Source organism: Protofrankia sp. BMG5.30 (assembly GCF_001983005.1).
Taxonomy (GTDB): domain Bacteria; phylum Actinomycetota; class Actinomycetes; order Frankiales; family Frankiaceae; genus Protofrankia; species Protofrankia coriariae.
This window is the reverse complement of the sequence record NZ_MOME01000007.1, coordinates 22,467-41,310: the sequence shown is the minus strand read 5'-3', so window position 1 is coordinate 41,310 and position 18,844 is coordinate 22,467. Positions and strand designations below refer to the sequence as shown.

Here is an 18,844-nt window from a genome sequence, read left to right as displayed (position 1 = left end):
TGATGTGTCAGGTAGTTGTGACGGCGCGCTGGCCGGTCGGATCGCCAACCTACCGGAAACCCAAAACAATGGCCAGCGGACACCGGTGTGGGTGGATTCACACGGCGTGTGCGGCCTCACAAGAATCCGGCCGCGCCGGATCATGACGCTCTTCCGCGGTTAGCATGGCTTCTCACGCTTCAGCGAGGAGGCGGGCGAAAATGACTGTCAGGACGACGATGGCTGTCAATATGTTCGGGCCGGAACGCGGGCCGAGGTTCAGCAAGTTCTCCGAACTGGTCGCCGACGACCTCCGGGGCAGGATGGCGCGCGGCGAGGTCAGGCCCGGCGAGCATCTTCCGCCGGAGAGCGAGCTGATGGACATCTATGGTGTCGCGAGGCCGACAATGCGCGAGGCGCTGCGCATCCTCGAGTCCGAGTCCCTGATCGTTCTTCGGCGCGGCTCCCACCTGGGACCGCTCGTTCAGGAGCCGGACACCCGGGTGCTCGCCCGGCAGACCGGCCTGCGGCTGCAGATGCAGGGCACCTCCGTCCGAGACCTGCTCGAGGCGCGGGCGGTGATGGAACCGGGGGCGGTGGCGCTGGCCGCGGCCCGCCGGAGCGGATCGGACCTGCGGGGCATCCGCGACTGCCTGCTGGCCGCCGGCCGGTCACGCAGCATTCTCGATTTCTCCCGGCCGTCCGCCGAATTCCGCATCCTGATCGTGCGGTCATCCCACAACAGAACCCTCATCCTGATGGCGGAACTCGTGTCGGCCCTTCTCCGAAAGGAGCACGAAGCAGCCCTGCGGAACATCCCCGAGGCGGCCGGACAGCAGTTCATCCGGCGGTCACTCGCCCGCTACGAACGCCTGACCGACCTGATAGAAAACCAGGACGTACGAGGCGCCGTCGAATTCTGGCAGGACAACGGAACAACCGACACGGAACTCGAGACGGAACTCGAGACGGACAACGCCTCCCAACCGGGCCCGATGCTCGCGGTCTACTCCTGACCAAGCAGCTCGGGACGCGATTCCGACGCGGCAGCCCCCACTCCTCACGACCGGGGATGCGTGGTCACCCACAGGCCGGGCGCATCCCCGGCCGGCACCTCGTCAACCCCCGGCAGCGTCAACCCCCGGCAGCGGCGCCGGTACGGCCGACGGCCGACGGCCGACGGCAGATGGCAGATGGCAGATGGCAGAACGGTGACGCGACCGGCGTCCCAGCGATCACTCGGCCCCGAGGCGCGTGATCCTCCCTCGATGCCCTACGCTAGGGAGCGTCCTCGGACCGGCCGGCGTGGCGCAACTGGCAGCGCACTCGACTTGTAATCGAGCGGTTAGGGGTTCGAATCCCCTCGCCGGCTCCCTCCTGACCTGGGCCTTCGCCACCGACCCGGCCCCAAAGTGATCGTTATGTACCCAGCGGTGTACCCAGGCCATCTACGCCGTCCGTTTCGCCCTTGCCCGGTTCGTCGGTGGCCTCTGTAGCCTTCTCGTCTTGATCATCACCCATGACGAGGCCATCGAGACGCGCCACGGCGTCTTCCTGCGCCTCAGGTAGGACGTGGGCATACGTGTTCATGGTGAGGTTGATCGTGGAATGACCGAGCAATTCCATGATCACGCGCATGGGGACGCCTTCGGCAACGAGGAGTGTCGCGAATGCGTGTCTGAGATCGTGAAGCCTCACCCACGGGAGCCCGGCCGCCGTACGGATCGCAGTGAACCGTCGATTGACGTTGCGTGGGTCCAGAGGTGTGCCGATCGCCGAGGCGAAGACAAGATCATGATCGATCCAGTCCGGGCCGGCGGTGGCCATGGCGCCTTCCTGGGACCGGCGATGCTCCTTGAGAATCTCGACGAGAGAGCCCGACAGCGGCAGCGTCCGATGTGACCGAACGGTCTTGGCCGGCATGAACATCAGCTTTCCGTTCGCGCGTTGCAACGTGCGTCGGACGTGCAGCGCCCCTGCGTCAAAGTCGATGTCGGCCCACCTCAGGCCGAGGATCTCCCCTCGCCGCAGCCCCAACATCAGACCACATATGAAGATCGGCCCGTACGGGTCGTCGTGCATCGCCCGGCTGAGCGCCCGGACGTCATCGACGTGGAGGGCACGGACCCGCCGCAGTGGCACCGACGGTCCCTTGACCGCCTTCGCGACGTTGCGAGGCACCAGGTCGAGCCGGTGAGCGTCCGCAAGCGCGTTACGCAGCACCCCATGGATGAACTGGAGGCTACGGGGCGAGCGTCCTGCTTCCCGAGCTTTCCCGATCACCCTGGTGACGTCGGACGGGGTGAGCTTCAGGAGCTGAACCCGGCCCACCACCGGCACGATGTAGAGATCGACAGCCCACTTGTACCCGGCGACGGTGGTAGGACGGGTACCGTCCTCGCTCTTCATCCGAACCCATTCGGTCAGCCACTCCGAAACGGTCCGGTTCGGGGCATTCAGGTTCACACCCTGTTCCGCGGCCTTCTGAACCTCCTTGAGTTTGCGTCGGCATTCCTTCTCGGTCTTGGCGTAGACGGTCTTGCGGACCCGTTTCCCGTCGATCCAGCCGAGATCGACTCGCCCGACCCACAGGCCGTCACTGGCCCGCTGGAACAGCGCCCCGTCCCCGTGGCTTCGCCGACGGCCCCGGCGAGCAAGGGTGTTCGGCACCTGGCGGTCCGAGTCTTGACCGTCAGTGCCGGTTGGCTCGTCGCCGTCGGTGGGTCCGGTCGGGCCTTGGCGTTTGCCGGACATGATGAAAGATCACTCCTTGCCGAAAGAGGTGAAGGCGAAGACGGAGGAAGCCGCCGGAGGCTTGCCGGTCGCCAGGTTGCGTGCTTGCCGTTGGGTCCGGTCCTCTGGGCGCGGAAGGGTCTGCCGGGGAGCCGGCCGCGTCCAGGGCGCTGATGCGTCACTTCGTGATCGGCTTCGCCGACCCTGGACCCGGCCGGCTCCCCGGCAGGTAGTGCGCCTACCAGAGGAACGGGAAAGAAATGGGGAAGGGAGAAGAACCGCGCGGGTCAGCGCATGGCCGGGATGCGCGGCGGGTCGCCGATTCCTGCGGGCAGCAGCGCCGACGTTCCAGGGATCGCCCGGAAGATCAGGGTGATGTCGACATCACCGAAGGCTTCGGTGAACACGGTGTCCACCGGCACAGCACCGAGCGCCGAGCTCACGTCGACCGGGTCGGCACCCGGCCGGACGGTCACCGCGTAGTCACCGGAGTGGGACCGCTGAACGGTCACGAACGGCGGTTGGCTGGACGGGGTGCGCCACGGGCCATGGTCAGGCGGAATGATGGGCACAGGTCTGCGCTCCTTGGATGAGAAGGGGTGCGGATCTAGGTCCCGGTGTGGTGTTCCAGCACCCGCCGGGACCGCCTATTGGATCTTTCAGGATCGGGTCGTTGCGAAGCCTCCCGGGTGGGCCACGAGCCAGCGCGTTGGTCCGGGTGGATTGCCGAACATCTGCGACCCGTCGCCCCTGCCTGACCGCGATCACGCCGCCACCTCCCCATCGGAGAGCCCACGGAGCCGATCGACGTAGGCGACGAGCGCCGCCCGCGGTATCCGCCGCGCCCGCCCGATCCGGACAGATTCGATCTGTTCGGCGTTGAGGAGCTCGTAGACCGTTGTGCGGCTCACGCCCAGCAGATCAGCGGCTTCGGTCGGAGTGAGAAGGAGCTTGTTCACAGTTCCTCCGATGGTCGAGTCAGGCCGCATCGGGCACCCTCGTGCCGGTTGCCGAAACAGCGTCGGGATGGCCGCGGGCGGCACGAGCAACATCCCATTGGGCGCGCCAGCGATGCCGGTCGGCGACCGCGCGCAGCAGCAGATGTTCCCGTCGGGGCGCGGCCGGGTCGCCGGGGCGCAGAAGTTGCCAGGCCACCCGGTCGGGCGTGCCGCCGGTGTCGGTGTGACCGAGAACGGCAAGCTGTTCCCGGATCCACGTCTTCCGATCTTCCTTGTGATCGGCAAGGGTCTTACCCGACCATTTCCGGGAGACGAGCACACGGCGGCCGCCGAAGCCGAGGGTTTCCCGCCGGTGCACCTTGCCCCGGCACCGTCCCGGCACCAGACCGGCCCGTGGGTTTTTCGGCTGGACGCCGTAGAGCAGCCAGTTCGCGCACGTCGGCGCGCAGGGTTCGTACCGCAGCGCGTCGGCGAGCCGGTCCACATGCTGTCGCTGCGCGTCGCTGGTCGCCGCGTGGCAGGCGTCCAGACTCTTGGTCAAATATTTCGTCAGGTAGCCGATCAGCCGGCCGGTATTCGCGTTGTTCGCGGTCACCCCGTCCGCGCGGACCTGCACCCCGAACCGGACCACATGCGCAGGCTCCGCATCCTCCCCGAGCGCATCCAACGCCGCATCCCAGGTCGGCAACGCCGCGCCGCTGTCCGGGTCGACGTAGCCGCCGGCCCGCTCCTCCCACACCGGCAGCCGACCCGGGCCGTAGACCGGCCGATCACACGCCGGCCACCACACCTGGTGATACGTCGCCGCCGCCACCTGCCGCAGCAGCACCCGCGGGATCGTGCCGCGTATCGCCGCGTGCAGATGCGGCGCCAGCCGCCGTTGCGGCTCCAGACAGGCGAAGTACTGCACGTCGTAGCCCACCGCCCGGCGCAGGTTCTGCCAGAACCGGTCGACCAGCTTAGGGAAATGGATCGCGTCACGGGCCGCCCGCCGGTAGTCATACGACGTCGGCTCCACCGGGCTGCCGTCCGAGGTCACCCGGCCGTAAGAGTCGCAGGTCAACGTCAGGAACATCGACGGCCGCCACACCGTCCCGTCGGGTGCGGTGAACGTCCGCCCGATCGTGCGCCGGTCGACGGGGAGCCGGGGCAGGTCGGGGGCGTCCTGCCGCCGTTTCGTCGACCGGGTCCGCCGGGTCCGCTCCCGATTGTCCGGCGCGGTCTTCCCCCGGACGCCGAGGTCTTCCAACGCCATGTCCACTTGCGAGATCAAATCGTCCGCTTCGGTGACCTGGTCGACGTTGTGGCAGGCGACAGCATCCGTCCGGACCGCTTCAAGATCCGCGCGGAGCTGCACGAGGGTTTTCGCGTCGTCGCCGGGCGGATTCGGGTCGGGTAGCGGTTCGTCGTTGAGATGCCAGCCGGCCTTGCACTGCGCCATCCTCAGTTTGCGTGCCCGGTCCGCGCACGGCGGGCACTTGCTCGCCAGCGTCGCCCCGCACGGCACCGGGACGGTTTCCGTCTCCCCGGTGGCCAGGTCTACCCGGCGCATCGCCAGCGGCCGGATGCACACCCCGTTGTCGACCGCGACCGCCTCGAGAACCTGCCGGGCCAGCGGGAGACGCATCCGGGCCGTTCGGCTACCCGCCGCCGGATCCGTACTCGAGACGAGGCCGGTCAGACTGTCCGGATACGCCGCTGGCAGGCCGGCCGAGTCCGTTCCGTGCGTCATGCGGCCCGCTCCTCCTGGTCGTCGTGGTCCTGGCCGCCGTTGTCGGGATCGTGGGGGTCGGGGGGCGGTTCCCGGCAGCCGCACACCCGCTCCCGCCCGACCGGCGCCCGGCAACCGACATCCGCCCGGTGCGCCGCCCACAGATGCCGGCACCAGGAGCAGACCGGCAGCACGTATACCGGGGCGTAGCCATCCGATGTGGTCATGCCGCCCAGCCGTTGACGTCCGGGGTCCAACCCTCGCCGCGATCACCGAAGTCGAACGCCGCCCCGGTGACCGGTGGTYGGTAGCGGTGCGCCATCCGGGAGATCTCGGCATCGTCGACCCAGGCCGCCCGCACCCGCACCGGATCCGCCTGCCCGTCGGCCAGCACATAGCCCACCCCGGGCAGCGCGTCGGGGATCTCCTCCGCCCGTGCCCCGCGGTCCCGGGCACCATCGCCCAACACCAGGTCGACCTGGTCGGGTTCGGTCAGCCGCAGCGCCACCCGGACCGGGAACAGGTCCCGGAACGGCAGCACCTCTTTCCGCGGGTCCTGCACCGCCCCGACCACCACCACCCCCGGCGCCCGGCCCTGCGACAGCAGCAGCGGCAGGGACGCGGACAACCGCCGCTTGACCTCCCGGTCGGTGACATACGCCGTCAGCGCGGCGAGTTCGTCGACGATCACGACGATCAGCGGTTCGTCCACGGTCGGGGTATGCAGCCGGGTCACGCCCCGCAGCCGGGCCGCCCGCGCCCGCATGACCGTGACCGCGTCGTCGAGCAGGTCGGCGATGCTGCCTGTGTCGGTGGCGAACCGGGTGAACATGCCCCGGCCGAACGCGAGTTCCATCCCGCCCTTCGGGTCGGCGACCCACAGTTCGACCAGGCCGGCGCGCACCGCCGGGCCGAGCCCGCGGATCGTCGCCCACAACACCGCGCTCTTCCCCGCCCCGGTCGCCCCCGCCACCAGCACATGCGCGCCGCGGACCGGCAACCGCCAGAGTTGGCCGTCTTCCCGCCGGCCGATCGGGATTCCCGTCAGGTTTACCGGCGTGTCGTCATCCCAACCGTCGTCGTCCCCGCCGTCGCCGTCGCCGTCCGCGTCCGGACCGTCGAGATCGGCCAAGGGGACAAGCTCGGCGAGGGGGTCACGGTGGGTGAAGTCCAGCCAGATGTACCCCACCCGGGTATCCGGGCGGACCCGGCAGGACTGCGCGCGGAACGCCTGCCGCAGCGCCTCAGCCTGCTCCGCCCACTGCTGCGGGGTCTGCCCGTACAGCAGCTCGACCCGCAGCCGATCCGCCCACCGATCCGAGCGGACCTGTCGAATACGCGGGAACGTTTCGGCGAAGGCGATCCGCTCCCCGTTGGACACCGGCACCCGGATCGCCAGCCCGGTATGCACCATCACCGGCCGCCACCGCCACCGGTACACCGCCAGCAGCCGCAGCCGGCCCCGCAACCAGCCGACCAGCCAGGCGAACGACCGGCGATGCGCCAGCCGCCACCCCACCGCCAGCACGGCCAGGACCAGAGCCGCCACCCCGAGCCCGACCAGCCCGTACCGGTCCCGGAGCACCRCCACCGTCAGCAACAAGCCCACCAGGACCGGATGCCGCAGCACCAAGAGCAGCAGCCGGGCGCACATCCGCCCGGCGAGCCCGACGAGCACGACCCACAGCGGTACGTCGACTTTCGGATGCCGGGTCGGCACGTCGGGAAACGGCCGGKAGCCGTTGATTCTGGCCATGACAGATCACACCCACCCTGCATCGAAAGAAAAAGAAACGGAAGGAAGAGAAATCGGCGGGCCGGAACCGGTGGAGCGAAAAAGAAGACTCAGACGGCCGTCCCGGTACCCRTGATAAGCGCGCTCAGGCCGCGGTCGCGGTCTCGTTCTGTGAGGCGTCGGCGGTGGGATCTGTCAGCAGCCGTTCGCATTCGCCCAGATAGTCGGTGGCAGCCCGCACCAGCGCCCGCGCGAACGCGAGATGATCGACGGTCACCACGCCGTCTGTCACGGACAGGGACAGATGGGTGTGGTCGGCATCGACCGCGAGGATCGGCCGCTCGTGCGGGTAGGTGAAGCACCGCGCCGACCCGTCCGACCCGACATGCACGCTGATATGCCCGTGCGACCCGACCGGCACCCRCCCGCCACCGGCGTCCGGGATAGCTGTTGCCCCGGTCATGCCGCCGCCCGCCCCGCACCCGCGCGCACCGGCCGTATCCCGGTCGCCCACCACGAATACCCCTGCTTGGGCGTCCGCCCGTTCGTGTTCACGTACGGGGTCAGGGTCAGCCCGTCGAACTCCACCGGCCGAAACGGCGTCCCCGCCAACGGCTCCGGCGGCACCGGCCGCACCGCAGCGGCGATCTTCACCTTCACCTCTGCTGAGCCGGCCCGCGCGTTCGGGTCGGCGTCCATCACCCGCACCGCCCACACCAACTCACCGGTGACCTTGTCCCGCTCCTGCGCGTCGGCTATCCCCGCCTTCGCCTTGTCGAAGTCGTTGACCGGTTCCACCCCCAGCACGTAGGCGCCGTGCGGGAACACGTCCGTGAATACCACGGGAATCCGTTGCGGTACCGCCATCGCCGTTGTCACCTCCGTAGGGATCAGGTCCGGATGGTGCCGACATCTCGCCGCGTTCCGGACAGGATCTACAGTGCACCGTTCGCCAACCGCTTTTCAAGCGGTAGATCGTCGATGCATGCGAGGTCGGTATATGGCCATATCGACGAGGCATGGGAAGGTCGGGCGCGGCGAGCTTTTATAACTGGTCGATATACAGCCGGCGGCAGGGCATGTTGTTTGCTGTGAAGCTAAGATGTGATACATGCTGGAACGGAGCACACCGCGCGTCTACACGTCCCGGGGACGGGTTGATGGTGAGAACTGGGCCGCTGTCGCCGTTGCGGTCAACGACCGCATGGCGGCCCTGCGGATCGGACAGCAGCAGCTCGCCGAGCTGTCCGGGCTCTCGGTCTCCACGCTGCGCCTGGTCCAACACGGTGCCAGCCGACGCGTGCAGAACAAGACGTTGACCGCGATCGCCCGTGCCCTCGACTGGCCCGACGATCATCTGATCCGGATACTGGTCGGCAACCGCGCGCCGGACATTCCCGGCCACGCAAGCGATCAGGAGATCCTTGCCGGTATCAGCCGCATCGAACAGCAGCTTGCGGACCTCAGCCGCCGCTTGGTCACCATAGAAGAGCTCGTCACCGTGGGCACGGCCAACAGGTAAGGGGCCAGAATCCCGACACCGGGCGTTGTCGCCCGCCGCGATTCTGACCCCTGCACCTCATGGCACCATCAGATGCCCGACCGCTCAACCTGGCGTGGGTGGCCACCCATTCGGCTCCTGCGGCGGCACCAGCTCATCCACATATCGGAACACGAGCGTCACCTCAACATCGCCGAACGCCTCGGCGAACCCTACTTCGTCCGGCAGCGACGCCCAAGCTCGCATCACGTCCGTGGGGCGATCCGCTGGGCGGATCGTGACCGCGTAATCGCCGCTGGCCACATCTGCCCGAGCCTCGGACGACGTACAGCCATGATTGCTTCGCGGCGGATCGCAATCACTACCGCTGGTCATCGCCACCGGCCCGCCGCATGGACCGCGCCAGCGCCGCCCCCAGTAGCATCCGCCCCGCCGCCGGCGCCGTGACGCTGTCCACGAAGAAGAACAGCGGCGTCACCTGAAAGTCGTGCCAACCGCTCTCCAGCGCGAACAGCTCCGCTGCGGCAGGCGAATCAAATGTGATCGTGGTGTCGCGGACCCGTCGTTCGTCTCCCGACTCGAAGCGCACCACGCCGTACAGCACGGCCGACCGGCCCTCTCCCTCCCCGTCGTCAACCGCGTATCCAACGATTGCCGTCACTGGCCACACCATCCCGTCCACGTTGTCGGTTGGATACCGGCCCGGTCCCGCGGAGCAATGGGACTCAACACGGGACAGGGCCGGCTTGCCGGACAGCCTCACCGAGGACCAGTCGGTAACGGAATGTCGAAACGATATTGACTGTCGGTATACGGCAATGCTGTTTGTAGCGGTAGGCGAGCGCTTGACACCCGTCGGCGGAGCGCCTGCCCGCGCGGTCCGGCGTACCGCAACCGCTCGTCCGCGTTACGCTCAGCGGACGGCCCCGCTCGTTCCACCACCAACCGCCTCCGGGCACCGCGAGAAGGTCCACGGATGATGCCCGACGCCCCGCCGCACCACACGCCCTACAGCGTGTCYGCCGCGCTACTCGCCCGCGAGGAGATGCGTGCCGCGTGYGCGGCCCGAGATTTCGCCGCCATCTTCCTACTGATCCGCAAATACGATCATGTCGGTCAGGATCGGATCGCCGCGTCGATCGAGGGCTTCAGCCAGCCGCGTATCAGCCGTATCGTCACTGGGAAAGCCCGGGTCGAAGATCTCGACGTCATTGAACGTATCGCCGACGGCCTGCGCATACCGGGTGGAATGCTCGGACTCGCCACCCGCCCATGGGAGATCGCACCGGATACCGCCCGCCCCCGCAGCCGGGATCCGCTCCGGGTTCCGGCGCATCTGCGCGACGCGATCGGCGTTCCCACCGATGCTCCGCCGGTCGACCCTCGCCACGACGAGGTCACCGAAACGATCAATCGTCTGTTGGCCACCGTCGAGACACCCAGCGGCGACGGCGGCGGGTCGATCGTCCTTCCCTCGTGCGATCTGAAGAAGCGGATCCTGTCGGCATGGAGTTCCGGCCGCCCCCGGGAAGGCGCACCCGTCCTGGTCCTGGTCGCCGGCTTCGCGGGGTCAGGCAAAACCGAGTTCGCTCGGTTCGTCAGTGAGATCACCGGGTGGATGCTGCTGGACAAGGACACCGTCAGCCGGCCGCTGACCGAGAGCCTGCTGTTGTCGCTGGGCGCCGATCCGAACGACCGGCAGACCGCGATCTACCGGGACAAGGTCCGGCCGTTGGAATACCGCTGCCTGTTCGACGCGGTTTTCGACAACCTGCAGCTTGGGATCTCCACCGTTGTCACCGCACCGTTCCTTCAGGAAGTAGCAAGTGAACCGTGGTTGCAACGGCTGAAGAGCCGCTGCGTCAAGCGCGGCGCCGAAATCGCGGTCGTGTGGATGCGCTGTGACGTCGACTCGATGCGGGACTATCTGGAGACCCGCGACGCCGCTCGTGACTCCTGGAAGCTGTCCTACTGGGACGAATACGTAGCCAGCWTCAACCTTGATCAACGTCCTGTGTGCACGCATTTCGTCGTTGACAACGGCCGGCACGCCAAGACCAGCCTCGCCGAGCAGGCCCGCCAGCTTGCCAGTCGTGTCCGCGACGCGTCCTGACGCGGTCGTGCTGTAYGGGCCGCCGGCAGCCGGAAAGGACACCGTCACCGCCGCGCTCACTGCCGTTGACGGCCGGTACGTCCATTTCGACCGGTTGAAGGCCGGGAGCGGTAAGAGCATCGGGTACCGGCATACCTCCGCCGGTGACCTCGCGCAGCTCCACGACCGGCATCTGATCGTCTACGCGAACGAGCGGTACGGGAACATCTACGCCATCGACAGCCCACGACTCGACGAGATCATCACCGCCGGACAGATCCCCGTCGTGCACCTGGGCCAGATCGCCGGCATCACCGCACTGCGCACCGGCTATCCYGCCCGATGGCTCACCGTCCTGCTCTGGTGCCCCCGCAACATCACCCGTGCCCGCCTCCATGAACGCGGCAGCAGCGATCCCRAAGAACGGCTTCGGGTCTGGGACGAGACACAGGCAGACCTAGCCGCAGCCGCACCCGGAACGTTCACCATGGTCCTGCGCACCGACCAGCGGACACCGGCCGCGGCCGCCGATCTGATCCATCAGACGCTGACCGGCGCCCCGGAGCATCTTCCGCCCGTGCGGGACCGGCTCCCGTGAGCCTCCAGCTCGTCATACCTGCGCTCACGTTCCGCACGACCGACGGCGCGATCAGCACCACCGATACCGAGCGGTACGCCCGACGCGCCGCCGCCACCTGGGCCGACCTGTTCATCCTGTCCGGCACCACCACCAACGGACACACCGCGACCACGGCCGAACGGGCCGCCACAATCGATATCTGGACRGCCGTGATCAGCCCGGACCGGATCACCGCCTGTTGCTGGTCACCGGCGGATATCACCGAAGCCGAACGTCGCGGGATCACACCCATGGTTGTCCTGCGGGACCTGCACACGATCGACCAGGCCCGCGGCTTCCTCGCCGCGCTGCCGAACCCGAGCTATGTCTTCAGCCACCCCGAATTCAGCGGCCACACGCTTACCCCGGACCTGGCCCACAGTGCCCTCGCGCACGGCTGCCTTCCCCGCGGTGCAAAGGTGTCCAAGGTCGGCTCCGAGGATCTTGCAGCTCTCCGAGGAGCTGCCGGACCCGCATTCGCTCTGTGGGACGGCACGGCCCGCCACATCGCCACCAGCCTTGCCGCCGGCGCCAACGGTGTCGTTGCCGCGCCACTCAGCCACATCCCCGAACCGTTCCCCGCCCGCGACGCCCCCGAGCTGCAAGACGCCATCGACCGCACCCAAACCGTTCTTGACCAGCTCCCCAACCGTGCATCACGCACAGACGCTCTGATCAACCTTGCTCGCCGCGGCACGACCCCACGATCGACATGAACAGGCCATCACGTTCCGATCGGCCGAGACATCACCGAACACAGGTCCGGTACAAGTCCAACAGACTGCCGAATTTCCCGTTTTAGGATCAAGGCGCGGCGCGAGCCGCGCCGCGCGACGGCTGCGCGCGGCCGTGGCCGGCCGTGCTCGCCGGCGCGTCGCAGCCCACACCGCACAGAATCATCACCCAAGCCCTGTCCAGGCGGCACACGTGGACAGGGCGGGAAGCAGCCAGCCATGGCACGAGCCGCCATCCAGCGCCGGTGACATCGCGCACGCCAGGGGGCGGAACTACGAGCAGCGGGCACGCCAGCGCATGGCCGGAAGACTGGACCAGGTCGCTTCGCTCGCCGGACAGCCCGACCCGCCCAGCCTGCCAGCCTCGAGACCGTCCGTGGCCACCCTGCGAAACGGCTTCAGTTCTGCTTCCCGTGAGCTCACACGAGACGGCGTTGGTGTACACGACGGTGTAGCCAAGCAGGCAGAGAGACGTCCATGGATTCCGCGGATCATTCTGGAACCAGGTCTAATACAGGAAGACGGTCAGCGACTCCCACATGCATACGACTTAGATCCTAGAAGGGCGGGTTTGAATAGAATCCACCAGGCCATTCAATTTGAACGCTCTGACCCATCATCGGCCCGACATGATCAAAGAAGTCCGTCAGTCTCTTTGAAGGCTCTTTTTCCACCCTGTATGTGGGTCCAAAATCTCCTTTGGTGTGCTTATAGGAATTCGAAGAATACTCAGTACTGATCATATATGTGGCGATTTGCGAGAAAATGATCTGGCGCTCACCCTTAGGGAGTGCATCGGAGATTCTGGCCGAGATCTCGAAGATTTGATGCGACTGCCGCCGAACCTCGGCGCGAATCTCCGCCATCATTTCCTTTTCGGTAATAGCGGGTTCGCCGGAAGTCTTTCCTAGTGTAGACCGCACCGTCGCCAGCTTCTCGTCCAGTTCCGGCCAGAAGGCTTCGAAGCGTTTTCTCAATATCTCGTCGACAACGGGCCGCGGTGACGCCTCGGCGTTAATCTCACGTACCAGTTTTACCATGGCGTCGGATTGTCGGCTATCGATAGCCTGGAATTGAGCGAGCGGGTTCTTAAGGTCCGATACCCCAAGGTCGATAAGAATCGGTACCACGCGGCTCTTGGCGACGTGCTTTGCAAGCGCCCCAGACTCGAAGTTGATCCAGGGCGCCGACTGCGTTGCCTTGGTCGTTACAATCAGGCCATAGGACGTTGCGTCCAACTCGTCCGCCAAGACGTCCAGCGCGCGTGTACCGCCACCGATGTCCTGGGACGATACGAAGACATCGATCTCATGGATCAAGATAGGTAGCCAGTCCCGGAAGATCTCCGCAATCTGCTTCGACGTGTCGCCCGACCAGCTAATGAAGATCTTCACGCACATTCCCCGTGTCAACAGCCAAGGTGTGGCGTAGTGTACACCGAGACCGTAGATCGGATTCTATCGGCCTTCCACGCCTATTACGGAGGCAGACTCTCGTGGAGAGATTCCCTGCGTTCCATCTGTCGCTCGGTCGACTGGTCAAGCGGGTAGGGTCGGATGCGGTGGACATCGCCAAGCCCATGACCTGCACCGGTGGATACCGGCGGACCTCCGTTGAGGGAGCACCGAGGTCTACGGACCAGAAGGTTGCTGGCGCGATGTTGGCAGCCAAGCCCGTGGACGACGGGAGACGGCCACGGGACTCGGTGGACGAGGCCGAGCCCGTGATCAGGACCGGCGGACGTTCACGGACATCAGCGGACGAAGCACCGGTGATCTCATAATCTGCTGGTCGGATCTGTTAACGTTCCGTAACCGCCGCCAGTGGCCCGCGGTACGGCAGTTGTACTGCAACCGGGGTAGACGTGGGCGAGGCCATGACCTGCGTCTGGTCGAGCCCCGCAGCCGATCTCGTTCTGAGATCAAATACCCGTCTGCGCTCGTACCGCACAGCGCGACAGCCCAGCCACGTTGCCCCCTGCAGCTCACCCCGGCGCTGGCGGTAAGGCGGTCTCTACTTCGTACGATAGCGGGGGATTAGCGTGACCCTGATTCTGAGCTATGTCTCCCACCAATTCGCCGTGTTGGCCTCGGATCGGCGAATCACCTGGAAGAATTCTGCTAGGCCCCCGGAGGACACTGAAAACAAAGCCATCGTTCTATGTGGACGTTTTCTTATGGGCTACACGGGCCTTGCTTGCCTTGGTGGTATGAAGACCGAGCAATGGGTGGCGCAGACGCTGGCGAGCRTCGAGCCGCAGCAGTACTTCGATGTTCTTGCCCGGAGCGCCAGATCGGCAGTCGCTTCGATACGCCCGCCGCTTAGAAATAGGGACTCTGGGCATGCCTTTGTGGTCGCTGGGTTCGCGGATAGTCGGACTACTCCTGACAGCCTTGAACCGGTCGGAATCACTGTGTCAAACGCGCTTGGTGGTGGCCTGGGTCGCTGGAACCCACGAGTCGATTTCGACGTGACGAGGACTCCGCCGCTGAGCGGGAAGCACGATTTTCGTGTCGGTGCTTTTGGGATGCCGCCRAGGCGTGYCGATCTAAATCGAGCAATTGATCTTATTYGCAGGTATCGAAAAAATAATGATTCTAAGGTGCTCGGAATTGCGCAAATATTGGTGGGTCTAATCCGTACCGTGGCTGCGAACGAGGAGGGGGTTGGGTCGGATGTGTCACTTTCGATCTTGCCGCGAACGGCGGTGCCCGCGCAGTACGTTGCGGCCCCATTTGGTGTAGGGCTCAAGGATCCCGTGAAAGATCTAACCTGCGTTTTCGTTCCATCGGATTCAGGGGTCGAATCGGCAAGCGTTTATCTCCCTGCCACTGTTTCTCCGGAAATAGCTATGTTCGGTGGTGAAGTATGGACGGGTGGGCGTCCCCCGTGGTGGCGTGAGTAGCCCGGTTCGGAAGCCAGTCGTACAGCCATCCGTACAGTCAAGCCCGCGGACACCGGCCGCGACCGGGGTGGACGCGGGCAGGGCTGGGAGCAGGCCAACGGAGGAGTACGGACGTCAGCGGACTACGCGGCCCGATCTTGTAATCGGGCGGTTAGCCGCCAAGGCACTGCCGTGTCGTTTCCGCTCCTCGGCGCTGGCGTGCCTGCGGTGCGGCCAGGCTTGCCGGGCATCGTTGGTGATCTTTCGTCGTGCCATATCCGTGCCAGTAGCAACGGATAGCATGTGGTCCGATCTGTGGTCTCCGACGATGACTGGACCGTCGTTGACCTGGGCAGGAACGTTGTCGGCCAGGTCAACGACGGGCGCTGCACGTTTTTCCCAAGCTCGTGAGGTGCCGCCCTCGTGTACCCGGAGGTGTACCCCAGCCGGCGGACGTCCACGGACAGGCGCGGAAGCCGGTGGACGCCTGGGCCAGGTCACCGGACGCCACGAACACCGACGGACGGTCTGCCTTGCTCTTGTAATCGAGCGGTTAGGGGTTCGAATCCCCTCGCCGGCTCCCTCCTGACCAGGACATCTGTGGTTGTTTCGGTCGCGGAGTGATCTGGGCTCGGCTGGTCACGGCCGGATCGACCATCTCGTCTCACCGGGGTCGCTCGTCACGGGAGAGCCGAAGGCTGCGGGCGAGGTGGCGGAACGCCGTACGAGACCACGGCCGCGTCGTCGGTTGGTTGATCCGCGCCCACGCCGGCTGGTGACCGGCCAGCGTGGGCGCGGATCGAATACGCGGATCGAATGTGCGTCAGCGCGGAAGCGGCTTGTAGAAGACCAGGCCGTTGCCCTTGTTGTCGTACACCACGGCGCGGCGCTCGTGAGCGTCGTCGTAGGGGCCTTTCACGATGCCGCCGCCGTTCTCCTCGATCGCCCTGGCCGCGCCGTCGACGTCGTCGGTCTTGATGCCCACGACGACCTGGCCGTGGATGGGGTGATCGATCGCTGTGGCCAGGGCAAGGGTCACCGAACCGCCGTCAAGAGCCGCGAAGTGGGCGCCGTCGCGGAACTTCAGCGGGAAGCCGAGGGTCTCGGTGTAGAACTTGATCGACTCCTCGAGATCGTCCGTCGACAGGACGATCATCCGTACTTGCCGGTCGCTCATAGGTACCTCCTGTGACTGGATCGGTTCCGGAGCCGCACCCGGGACAGCACCGAATCGGTGGGGTTCGCGGGTTCCGCGACTGTGGGTGCATCAACAACCTAGACCCTGTCAGCCGTAGCGGAGACGAACTTTCGGACCACGTCCAGCAGCCGGGAGGCCCGCGTGCCCGGCGACGGGGGAACGTCCTTCACTGACCGCCCGCACCGACCGCCCGGCCGTCGCGCGCGCCGCGGGAGAAAAACCCGCCCGCCCCTTGCGGCGTGCTGGGAACGGGTCAGGGGTGCGCGTGTGCGGCGAAAATCCCGGGTACGCCATGCGGCAGAGCCGGGGTGGCGGCGCGGACGGCGGAGACCGTGGGGGCGACCCGGGGTTCGCTGGCGGGGACGGGGTGGCCGAGGAGGGCACCGTCACCCGTGTTGATCACGACGACACGGTGGTGGGGAGCAAGTTCCCCGCCGGACAGCAGGGCGGGCAGCGCGGCGAACGCGGTGGCGCTGGAGGGCTCGGCGCCGATGCCGGCGGCGGCCAGCCGGGTGACCGCGGCGGTGATCTCGGCATCGGTGACGGTGACCGCGAGACCGGCGGTGTCCCGCAGGGCGGCCAGGGCGCGGGTTCCGTCCATGGGGTCGCCGACCGAGATCCCGGCGGCGACGGTGTCGGCCGGGGCGGGTGCGACCTCGGTGGCGCCCGCCGCCCACGCGCGGTACACGGCACGGGCACCGGTGGCCTGCACGCCGATGAGCCTCGGGACGCGATCCAGCAGGCCGGCGCGGACGGCGTCCCGGAAGCCGTGGTGCAGACCGACCAGGATGTTGCCGTCGCCGACGGCGACCACCACCGCGTCCGGGGCGTGGCCGGCCAGCTGTTCGGCGATCTCCAGGGCGGCGGTCTTCTTGYCCTGCGTGGTGTATGGGTTGATCGCGGTGGTCCGGCAGTACCAGCCGAACCCGGCGCAGGCGTCCAGGCTCAGCCGGACCGCGGTGTCGTAGTCGCCGTCGACCACCAGCACGGTGGCACCGAAACCACGCAGGCGGGCCACCCGCRCCGCGGTGACCCTGCCGGGGACGAAGACCACGCAGTCAAGGCCGCCAGCGGCTGCCACGGCGGCGGCCAGCGCGGTGGCGGCGTTGCCGGTGGAGGCGGCGGCCACCACCCGGTGGCCGTGGTCGAGGGCCGCGGCGACCACCGCGGCGCTCGCGCGGTCCTTGAGCGAACCGGTCGGGTTCACCGCCTCGTTCTTCACCCAGAGATCGTCCACTCCGAACAGGCCTGGACGGGCGGTGAGCGGGGTCCAGCCGCACGGGTACCTGGCACGCATGGCGGCCACGCCGCCGGAGTCGCGGGCGAACGGAAGAAGATCCGCGTAGCGCCACATCGTGGTGTCGTCGGCGGTGATCGTCGGCGCCGCGCCGTCGAGTTCAAGGCCGAGACGGCCCTCGTCGCGATCGCAGAGATAGCGGTGCGCAGCCAGCGGATAGTCGCTCCCGCACCGCGAACACCGCCAGCGGTTCATCGGAACCGCACCGGGACACTGCTGTAGCCGTGCACGAAGTTGGAGAACAGCCGGCGCGGCTCCCCCAGGACCTCGATGCCGCTGACCTGCTCGCGCAGCGCGTGCAGCACCGCGCCGACGTGGGCGCGGCCGAGGAACGCGCCCAGGCAGAAGTGCGGGCCGTAACCGAACGCAACATGCTTGTTGGGGGTGCGGGCCAGGTCGAACCTGAGGGAGTCGGCGAACACCGCCTCGTCGAAGTTGGCCGAGGAGTTCCACAGGGTGACGATGTCGCCMGCTGCTACCGGGGTGTCGCCGATCTGCGCGTCCACCACGGCGCGCCGGCCGAAGTGCATGGCCGGGGTGGTCCAGCGCAGCACCTCCTCGACGGCGGTGTCGACGGACACCGTGGCGTCCTTCAGCGCCCGCCACTGCCCGTCGTACCGGGCCAGCGCCAGGATGCCGCCGATCGACGACATCCGGCTGGACTCGTCGGCACCCAGGATCAGGCTGTAGCAGTTGAAGACGATCTCGTCCTCGGACAGCGGCTCGCCGTCGACTTCGCCGGTGGCCAGGGTACTGATCACGTCGTCGCCGGGGTTGCGGCGGCGCTCCTGGGCCAGCGCCGAGAAGTACAGCAGGATCTCGTTACGGGCCAGGAACTCCTCCAGCTCGGAGTGCTGTGAGCTGTGCCGGCTGAGGGTCTGGTTGTTCCAGTCGACCAGCTTCGGACGGTCGGCCGGTGGCACGTCCATCAGGTCGCCGATCGTGTTGATCGGGATATGGTCTGCGACGTCGGTGGCGAAGTCGAACTCGCCGCGCTCGACCGCCTCGGAGATCAGCCGGCTGGTCCGTGCCCGCACCCTGTCGACCACCGGGGCCAGCGCACGGGGAGAGAACGACTTCAGCATCAGGTTGCGGATCTCCCGGTGCCGGTGCCCGTCGGTCACCGCGAGCATCTTTCCCGATGCCGAGTCGTTGCCCTGCAGCAACGTGGTCAGCACATTGCCGCGTTCGGAGGTGAACCGCCTGTTGTCCTTGTACACCGCATGCACGTCGGCGTACCGGGAGACCACCCAGAACCCGGGGTTGCGCCCGGACGGYGGATTCCAGTGCACCGGGGACTCGGCGCGCAGCCTGCGCCACAGGGCGGGCAGGTCCTGGTCGAGGAAGGTCTGCGGGTCGGCCAGGTCGATGTCGGCGAGCGAGGATGCTGTCATGACGCACG

General features: G+C 67.1%; 19 protein-coding genes and 1 tRNA gene. 6 read left to right on the top strand and 14 right to left on the bottom strand.

Annotated features, from left to right (window positions below; all coding sequences use genetic code 11):
- Nucleotides 1–200 precede the first annotated feature (200 nt).
- Both BL254_RS03470 and BL254_RS03465 read left to right on the top strand, forming a co-directional pair.
- Complete coding sequence (locus BL254_RS03470; protein WP_162233252.1) at nucleotides 201–995, top strand: FadR/GntR family transcriptional regulator; 795 nt, start codon at nucleotides 201–203, stop codon at nucleotides 993–995.
- 283 nt (nucleotides 996–1,278) lie between these two features.
- Nucleotides 1,279–1,351, top strand: a tRNA-Thr gene (locus BL254_RS03465).
- A 47-nt stretch (nucleotides 1,352–1,398) separates the two neighbouring features.
- Here BL254_RS03465 and BL254_RS03460 read toward each other — a convergent pair.
- The 8 genes from BL254_RS03460 to BL254_RS03425 form a co-directional block, all read right to left on the bottom strand.
- Nucleotides 1,399–2,733, bottom strand: coding sequence for a site-specific integrase (locus BL254_RS03460; RefSeq protein ID WP_083730807.1), 1,335 nt, complete (start codon nucleotides 2,731–2,733; stop codon nucleotides 1,399–1,401).
- 266 nt (nucleotides 2,734–2,999) lie between these two features.
- The gene (locus BL254_RS03455) at nucleotides 3,000–3,284 is read right to left on the bottom strand and encodes a hypothetical protein (RefSeq protein ID WP_076842498.1); all 285 of its coding nucleotides are present in this window, start codon (nucleotides 3,282–3,284) and stop codon (nucleotides 3,000–3,002) included.
- A 192-nt stretch (nucleotides 3,285–3,476) separates the two neighbouring features.
- Nucleotides 3,477–3,671 (bottom strand): helix-turn-helix domain-containing protein, encoded by a 195-nt coding sequence (locus BL254_RS03450; RefSeq protein WP_047224555.1) that lies wholly within the window; start codon nucleotides 3,669–3,671, stop codon nucleotides 3,477–3,479.
- Nucleotides 3,672–3,690: 19 nt separating this feature from the next.
- On the bottom strand, nucleotides 3,691–5,403 hold the full coding sequence (locus tag BL254_RS03445) for a replication initiator (RefSeq protein WP_371389908.1): 1,713 nt from the start codon (nucleotides 5,401–5,403) through the stop codon (nucleotides 3,691–3,693).
- A complete protein-coding gene (locus tag BL254_RS03440; RefSeq protein WP_076842497.1) occupies nucleotides 5,400–5,609 on the bottom strand; it encodes a hypothetical protein in 210 nt (69 codons plus the stop codon). The genes BL254_RS03445 and BL254_RS03440 overlap by 4 nt, the downstream gene beginning before the upstream one ends.
- The gene (locus tag BL254_RS03435) at nucleotides 5,606–7,138 is read right to left on the bottom strand and encodes an FtsK/SpoIIIE domain-containing protein (protein WP_076842496.1); all 1,533 of its coding nucleotides are present in this window, start codon (nucleotides 7,136–7,138) and stop codon (nucleotides 5,606–5,608) included. Before BL254_RS03435 ends, BL254_RS03440 begins: the two co-directional genes overlap by 4 nt.
- Nucleotides 7,139–7,262: 124 nt before the next feature.
- The gene (locus tag BL254_RS03430) at nucleotides 7,263–7,580 is read right to left on the bottom strand and encodes a hypothetical protein (RefSeq protein ID WP_076842518.1); all 318 of its coding nucleotides are present in this window, start codon (nucleotides 7,578–7,580) and stop codon (nucleotides 7,263–7,265) included.
- A complete protein-coding gene (locus BL254_RS03425; protein ID WP_076842495.1) occupies nucleotides 7,577–7,984 on the bottom strand; it encodes a plasmid replication, integration and excision activator in 408 nt (135 codons plus the stop codon). Before BL254_RS03425 ends, BL254_RS03430 begins: the two co-directional genes overlap by 4 nt.
- A gap of 244 nt (nucleotides 7,985–8,228) precedes the next feature.
- Here BL254_RS03425 and BL254_RS03420 point away from each other — a divergent pair, with 244 nt between their 5' ends.
- A complete protein-coding gene (locus tag BL254_RS03420; protein WP_047222017.1) occupies nucleotides 8,229–8,639 on the top strand; it encodes a helix-turn-helix transcriptional regulator in 411 nt (136 codons plus the stop codon).
- An 84-nt stretch (nucleotides 8,640–8,723) separates the two neighbouring features.
- Here BL254_RS03420 and BL254_RS29230 read toward each other — a convergent pair whose 3' ends face one another.
- Both BL254_RS29230 and BL254_RS03410 read right to left on the bottom strand, forming a co-directional pair.
- Nucleotides 8,724–8,993 carry a hypothetical protein gene (locus BL254_RS29230; protein WP_139342163.1) on the bottom strand — a complete coding sequence of 90 codons (270 nt, stop codon included), beginning with the start codon at nucleotides 8,991–8,993 and terminating at the stop codon, nucleotides 8,724–8,726.
- Entirely contained in the window at nucleotides 8,980–9,279 is a 300-nt protein-coding gene (locus BL254_RS03410) for a hypothetical protein (protein ID WP_235433338.1), read from the bottom strand. The genes BL254_RS29230 and BL254_RS03410 overlap by 14 nt, the downstream gene beginning before the upstream one ends.
- A 315-nt stretch (nucleotides 9,280–9,594) precedes the next feature.
- Here BL254_RS03410 and BL254_RS03405 point away from each other — a divergent pair, with 315 nt between their 5' ends.
- Genes BL254_RS03405 through BL254_RS03395 form a run of 3 tightly spaced genes read left to right on the top strand, consistent with a single transcriptional unit; the run spans nucleotide 9,595 to nucleotide 12,045 of the window.
- Nucleotides 9,595–10,731 carry an AAA family ATPase gene (locus BL254_RS03405; RefSeq protein WP_139342162.1) on the top strand — a complete coding sequence of 379 codons (1,137 nt, stop codon included), beginning with the start codon at nucleotides 9,595–9,597 and terminating at the stop codon, nucleotides 10,729–10,731.
- Nucleotides 10,712–11,308, top strand: coding sequence for a guanylate kinase (locus BL254_RS03400; RefSeq protein ID WP_076842492.1), 597 nt, complete (start codon nucleotides 10,712–10,714; stop codon nucleotides 11,306–11,308). The genes BL254_RS03405 and BL254_RS03400 overlap by 20 nt, the downstream gene beginning before the upstream one ends.
- Nucleotides 11,305–12,045 (top strand): hypothetical protein, encoded by a 741-nt coding sequence (locus BL254_RS03395; protein ID WP_047222019.1) that lies wholly within the window; start codon nucleotides 11,305–11,307, stop codon nucleotides 12,043–12,045. Before BL254_RS03400 ends, BL254_RS03395 begins: the two co-directional genes overlap by 4 nt.
- A gap of 575 nt (nucleotides 12,046–12,620) precedes the next feature.
- On the opposite strand, the gene BL254_RS03390 is transcribed toward BL254_RS03395, so the two are convergent.
- The 4 genes from BL254_RS03390 to BL254_RS03375 form a co-directional block, all read right to left on the bottom strand.
- Nucleotides 12,621–13,457 (bottom strand): toll/interleukin-1 receptor domain-containing protein, encoded by an 837-nt coding sequence (locus tag BL254_RS03390; RefSeq protein WP_157180400.1) that lies wholly within the window; start codon nucleotides 13,455–13,457, stop codon nucleotides 12,621–12,623.
- A gap of 2,313 nt (nucleotides 13,458–15,770) precedes the next feature.
- A complete protein-coding gene (locus tag BL254_RS03385) occupies nucleotides 15,771–16,124 on the bottom strand; it encodes a VOC family protein (RefSeq protein WP_013871950.1) in 354 nt (117 codons plus the stop codon).
- Between the two features lie 274 nt (nucleotides 16,125–16,398).
- Nucleotides 16,399–17,637, bottom strand: coding sequence for a pyridoxal-phosphate dependent enzyme (locus BL254_RS03380; RefSeq protein ID WP_076842491.1), 1,239 nt, complete (start codon nucleotides 17,635–17,637; stop codon nucleotides 16,399–16,401).
- Entirely contained in the window at nucleotides 17,634–18,836 is a 1,203-nt protein-coding gene (locus tag BL254_RS03375) for a cytochrome P450 (protein WP_047222021.1), read from the bottom strand. Before BL254_RS03375 ends, BL254_RS03380 begins: the two co-directional genes overlap by 4 nt.
- Nucleotides 18,837–18,844: the final 8 nt, after the last annotated feature.

Bases quoted from the DNA above. Each gene is read 5' to 3' on its own strand.
- BL254_RS29230 (WP_139342163.1), bottom strand. From the start codon at position 8,993: ATGACCAGCGGTAGTGATTGCGATCCGCCGCGAAGCAATCATGGCTGT.
- BL254_RS03440 (WP_076842497.1), bottom strand. From the start codon at position 5,609: ATGACCACATCGGATGGCTACGCCCCGGTATACGTGCTGCCGGTCTGC.
- BL254_RS03425 (WP_076842495.1), bottom strand. From the start codon at position 7,984: ATGGCGGTACCGCAACGGATTCCCGTGGTATTCACGGACGTGTTCCCG.
- BL254_RS03385 (WP_013871950.1), bottom strand. From the start codon at position 16,124: ATGAGCGACCGGCAAGTACGGATGATCGTCCTGTCGACGGACGATCTC.
- BL254_RS03470 (WP_162233252.1), top strand. From the start codon at position 201: ATGACTGTCAGGACGACGATGGCTGTCAATATGTTCGGGCCGGAACGC.
- BL254_RS03420 (WP_047222017.1), top strand. From the start codon at position 8,229: ATGCTGGAACGGAGCACACCGCGCGTCTACACGTCCCGGGGACGGGTT.
- BL254_RS03445 (WP_371389908.1), bottom strand. From the start codon at position 5,403: ATGACGCACGGAACGGACTCGGCCGGCCTGCCAGCGGCGTATCCGGAC.
- BL254_RS03460 (WP_083730807.1), bottom strand. From the start codon at position 2,733: ATGTCCGGCAAACGCCAAGGCCCGACCGGACCCACCGACGGCGACGAG.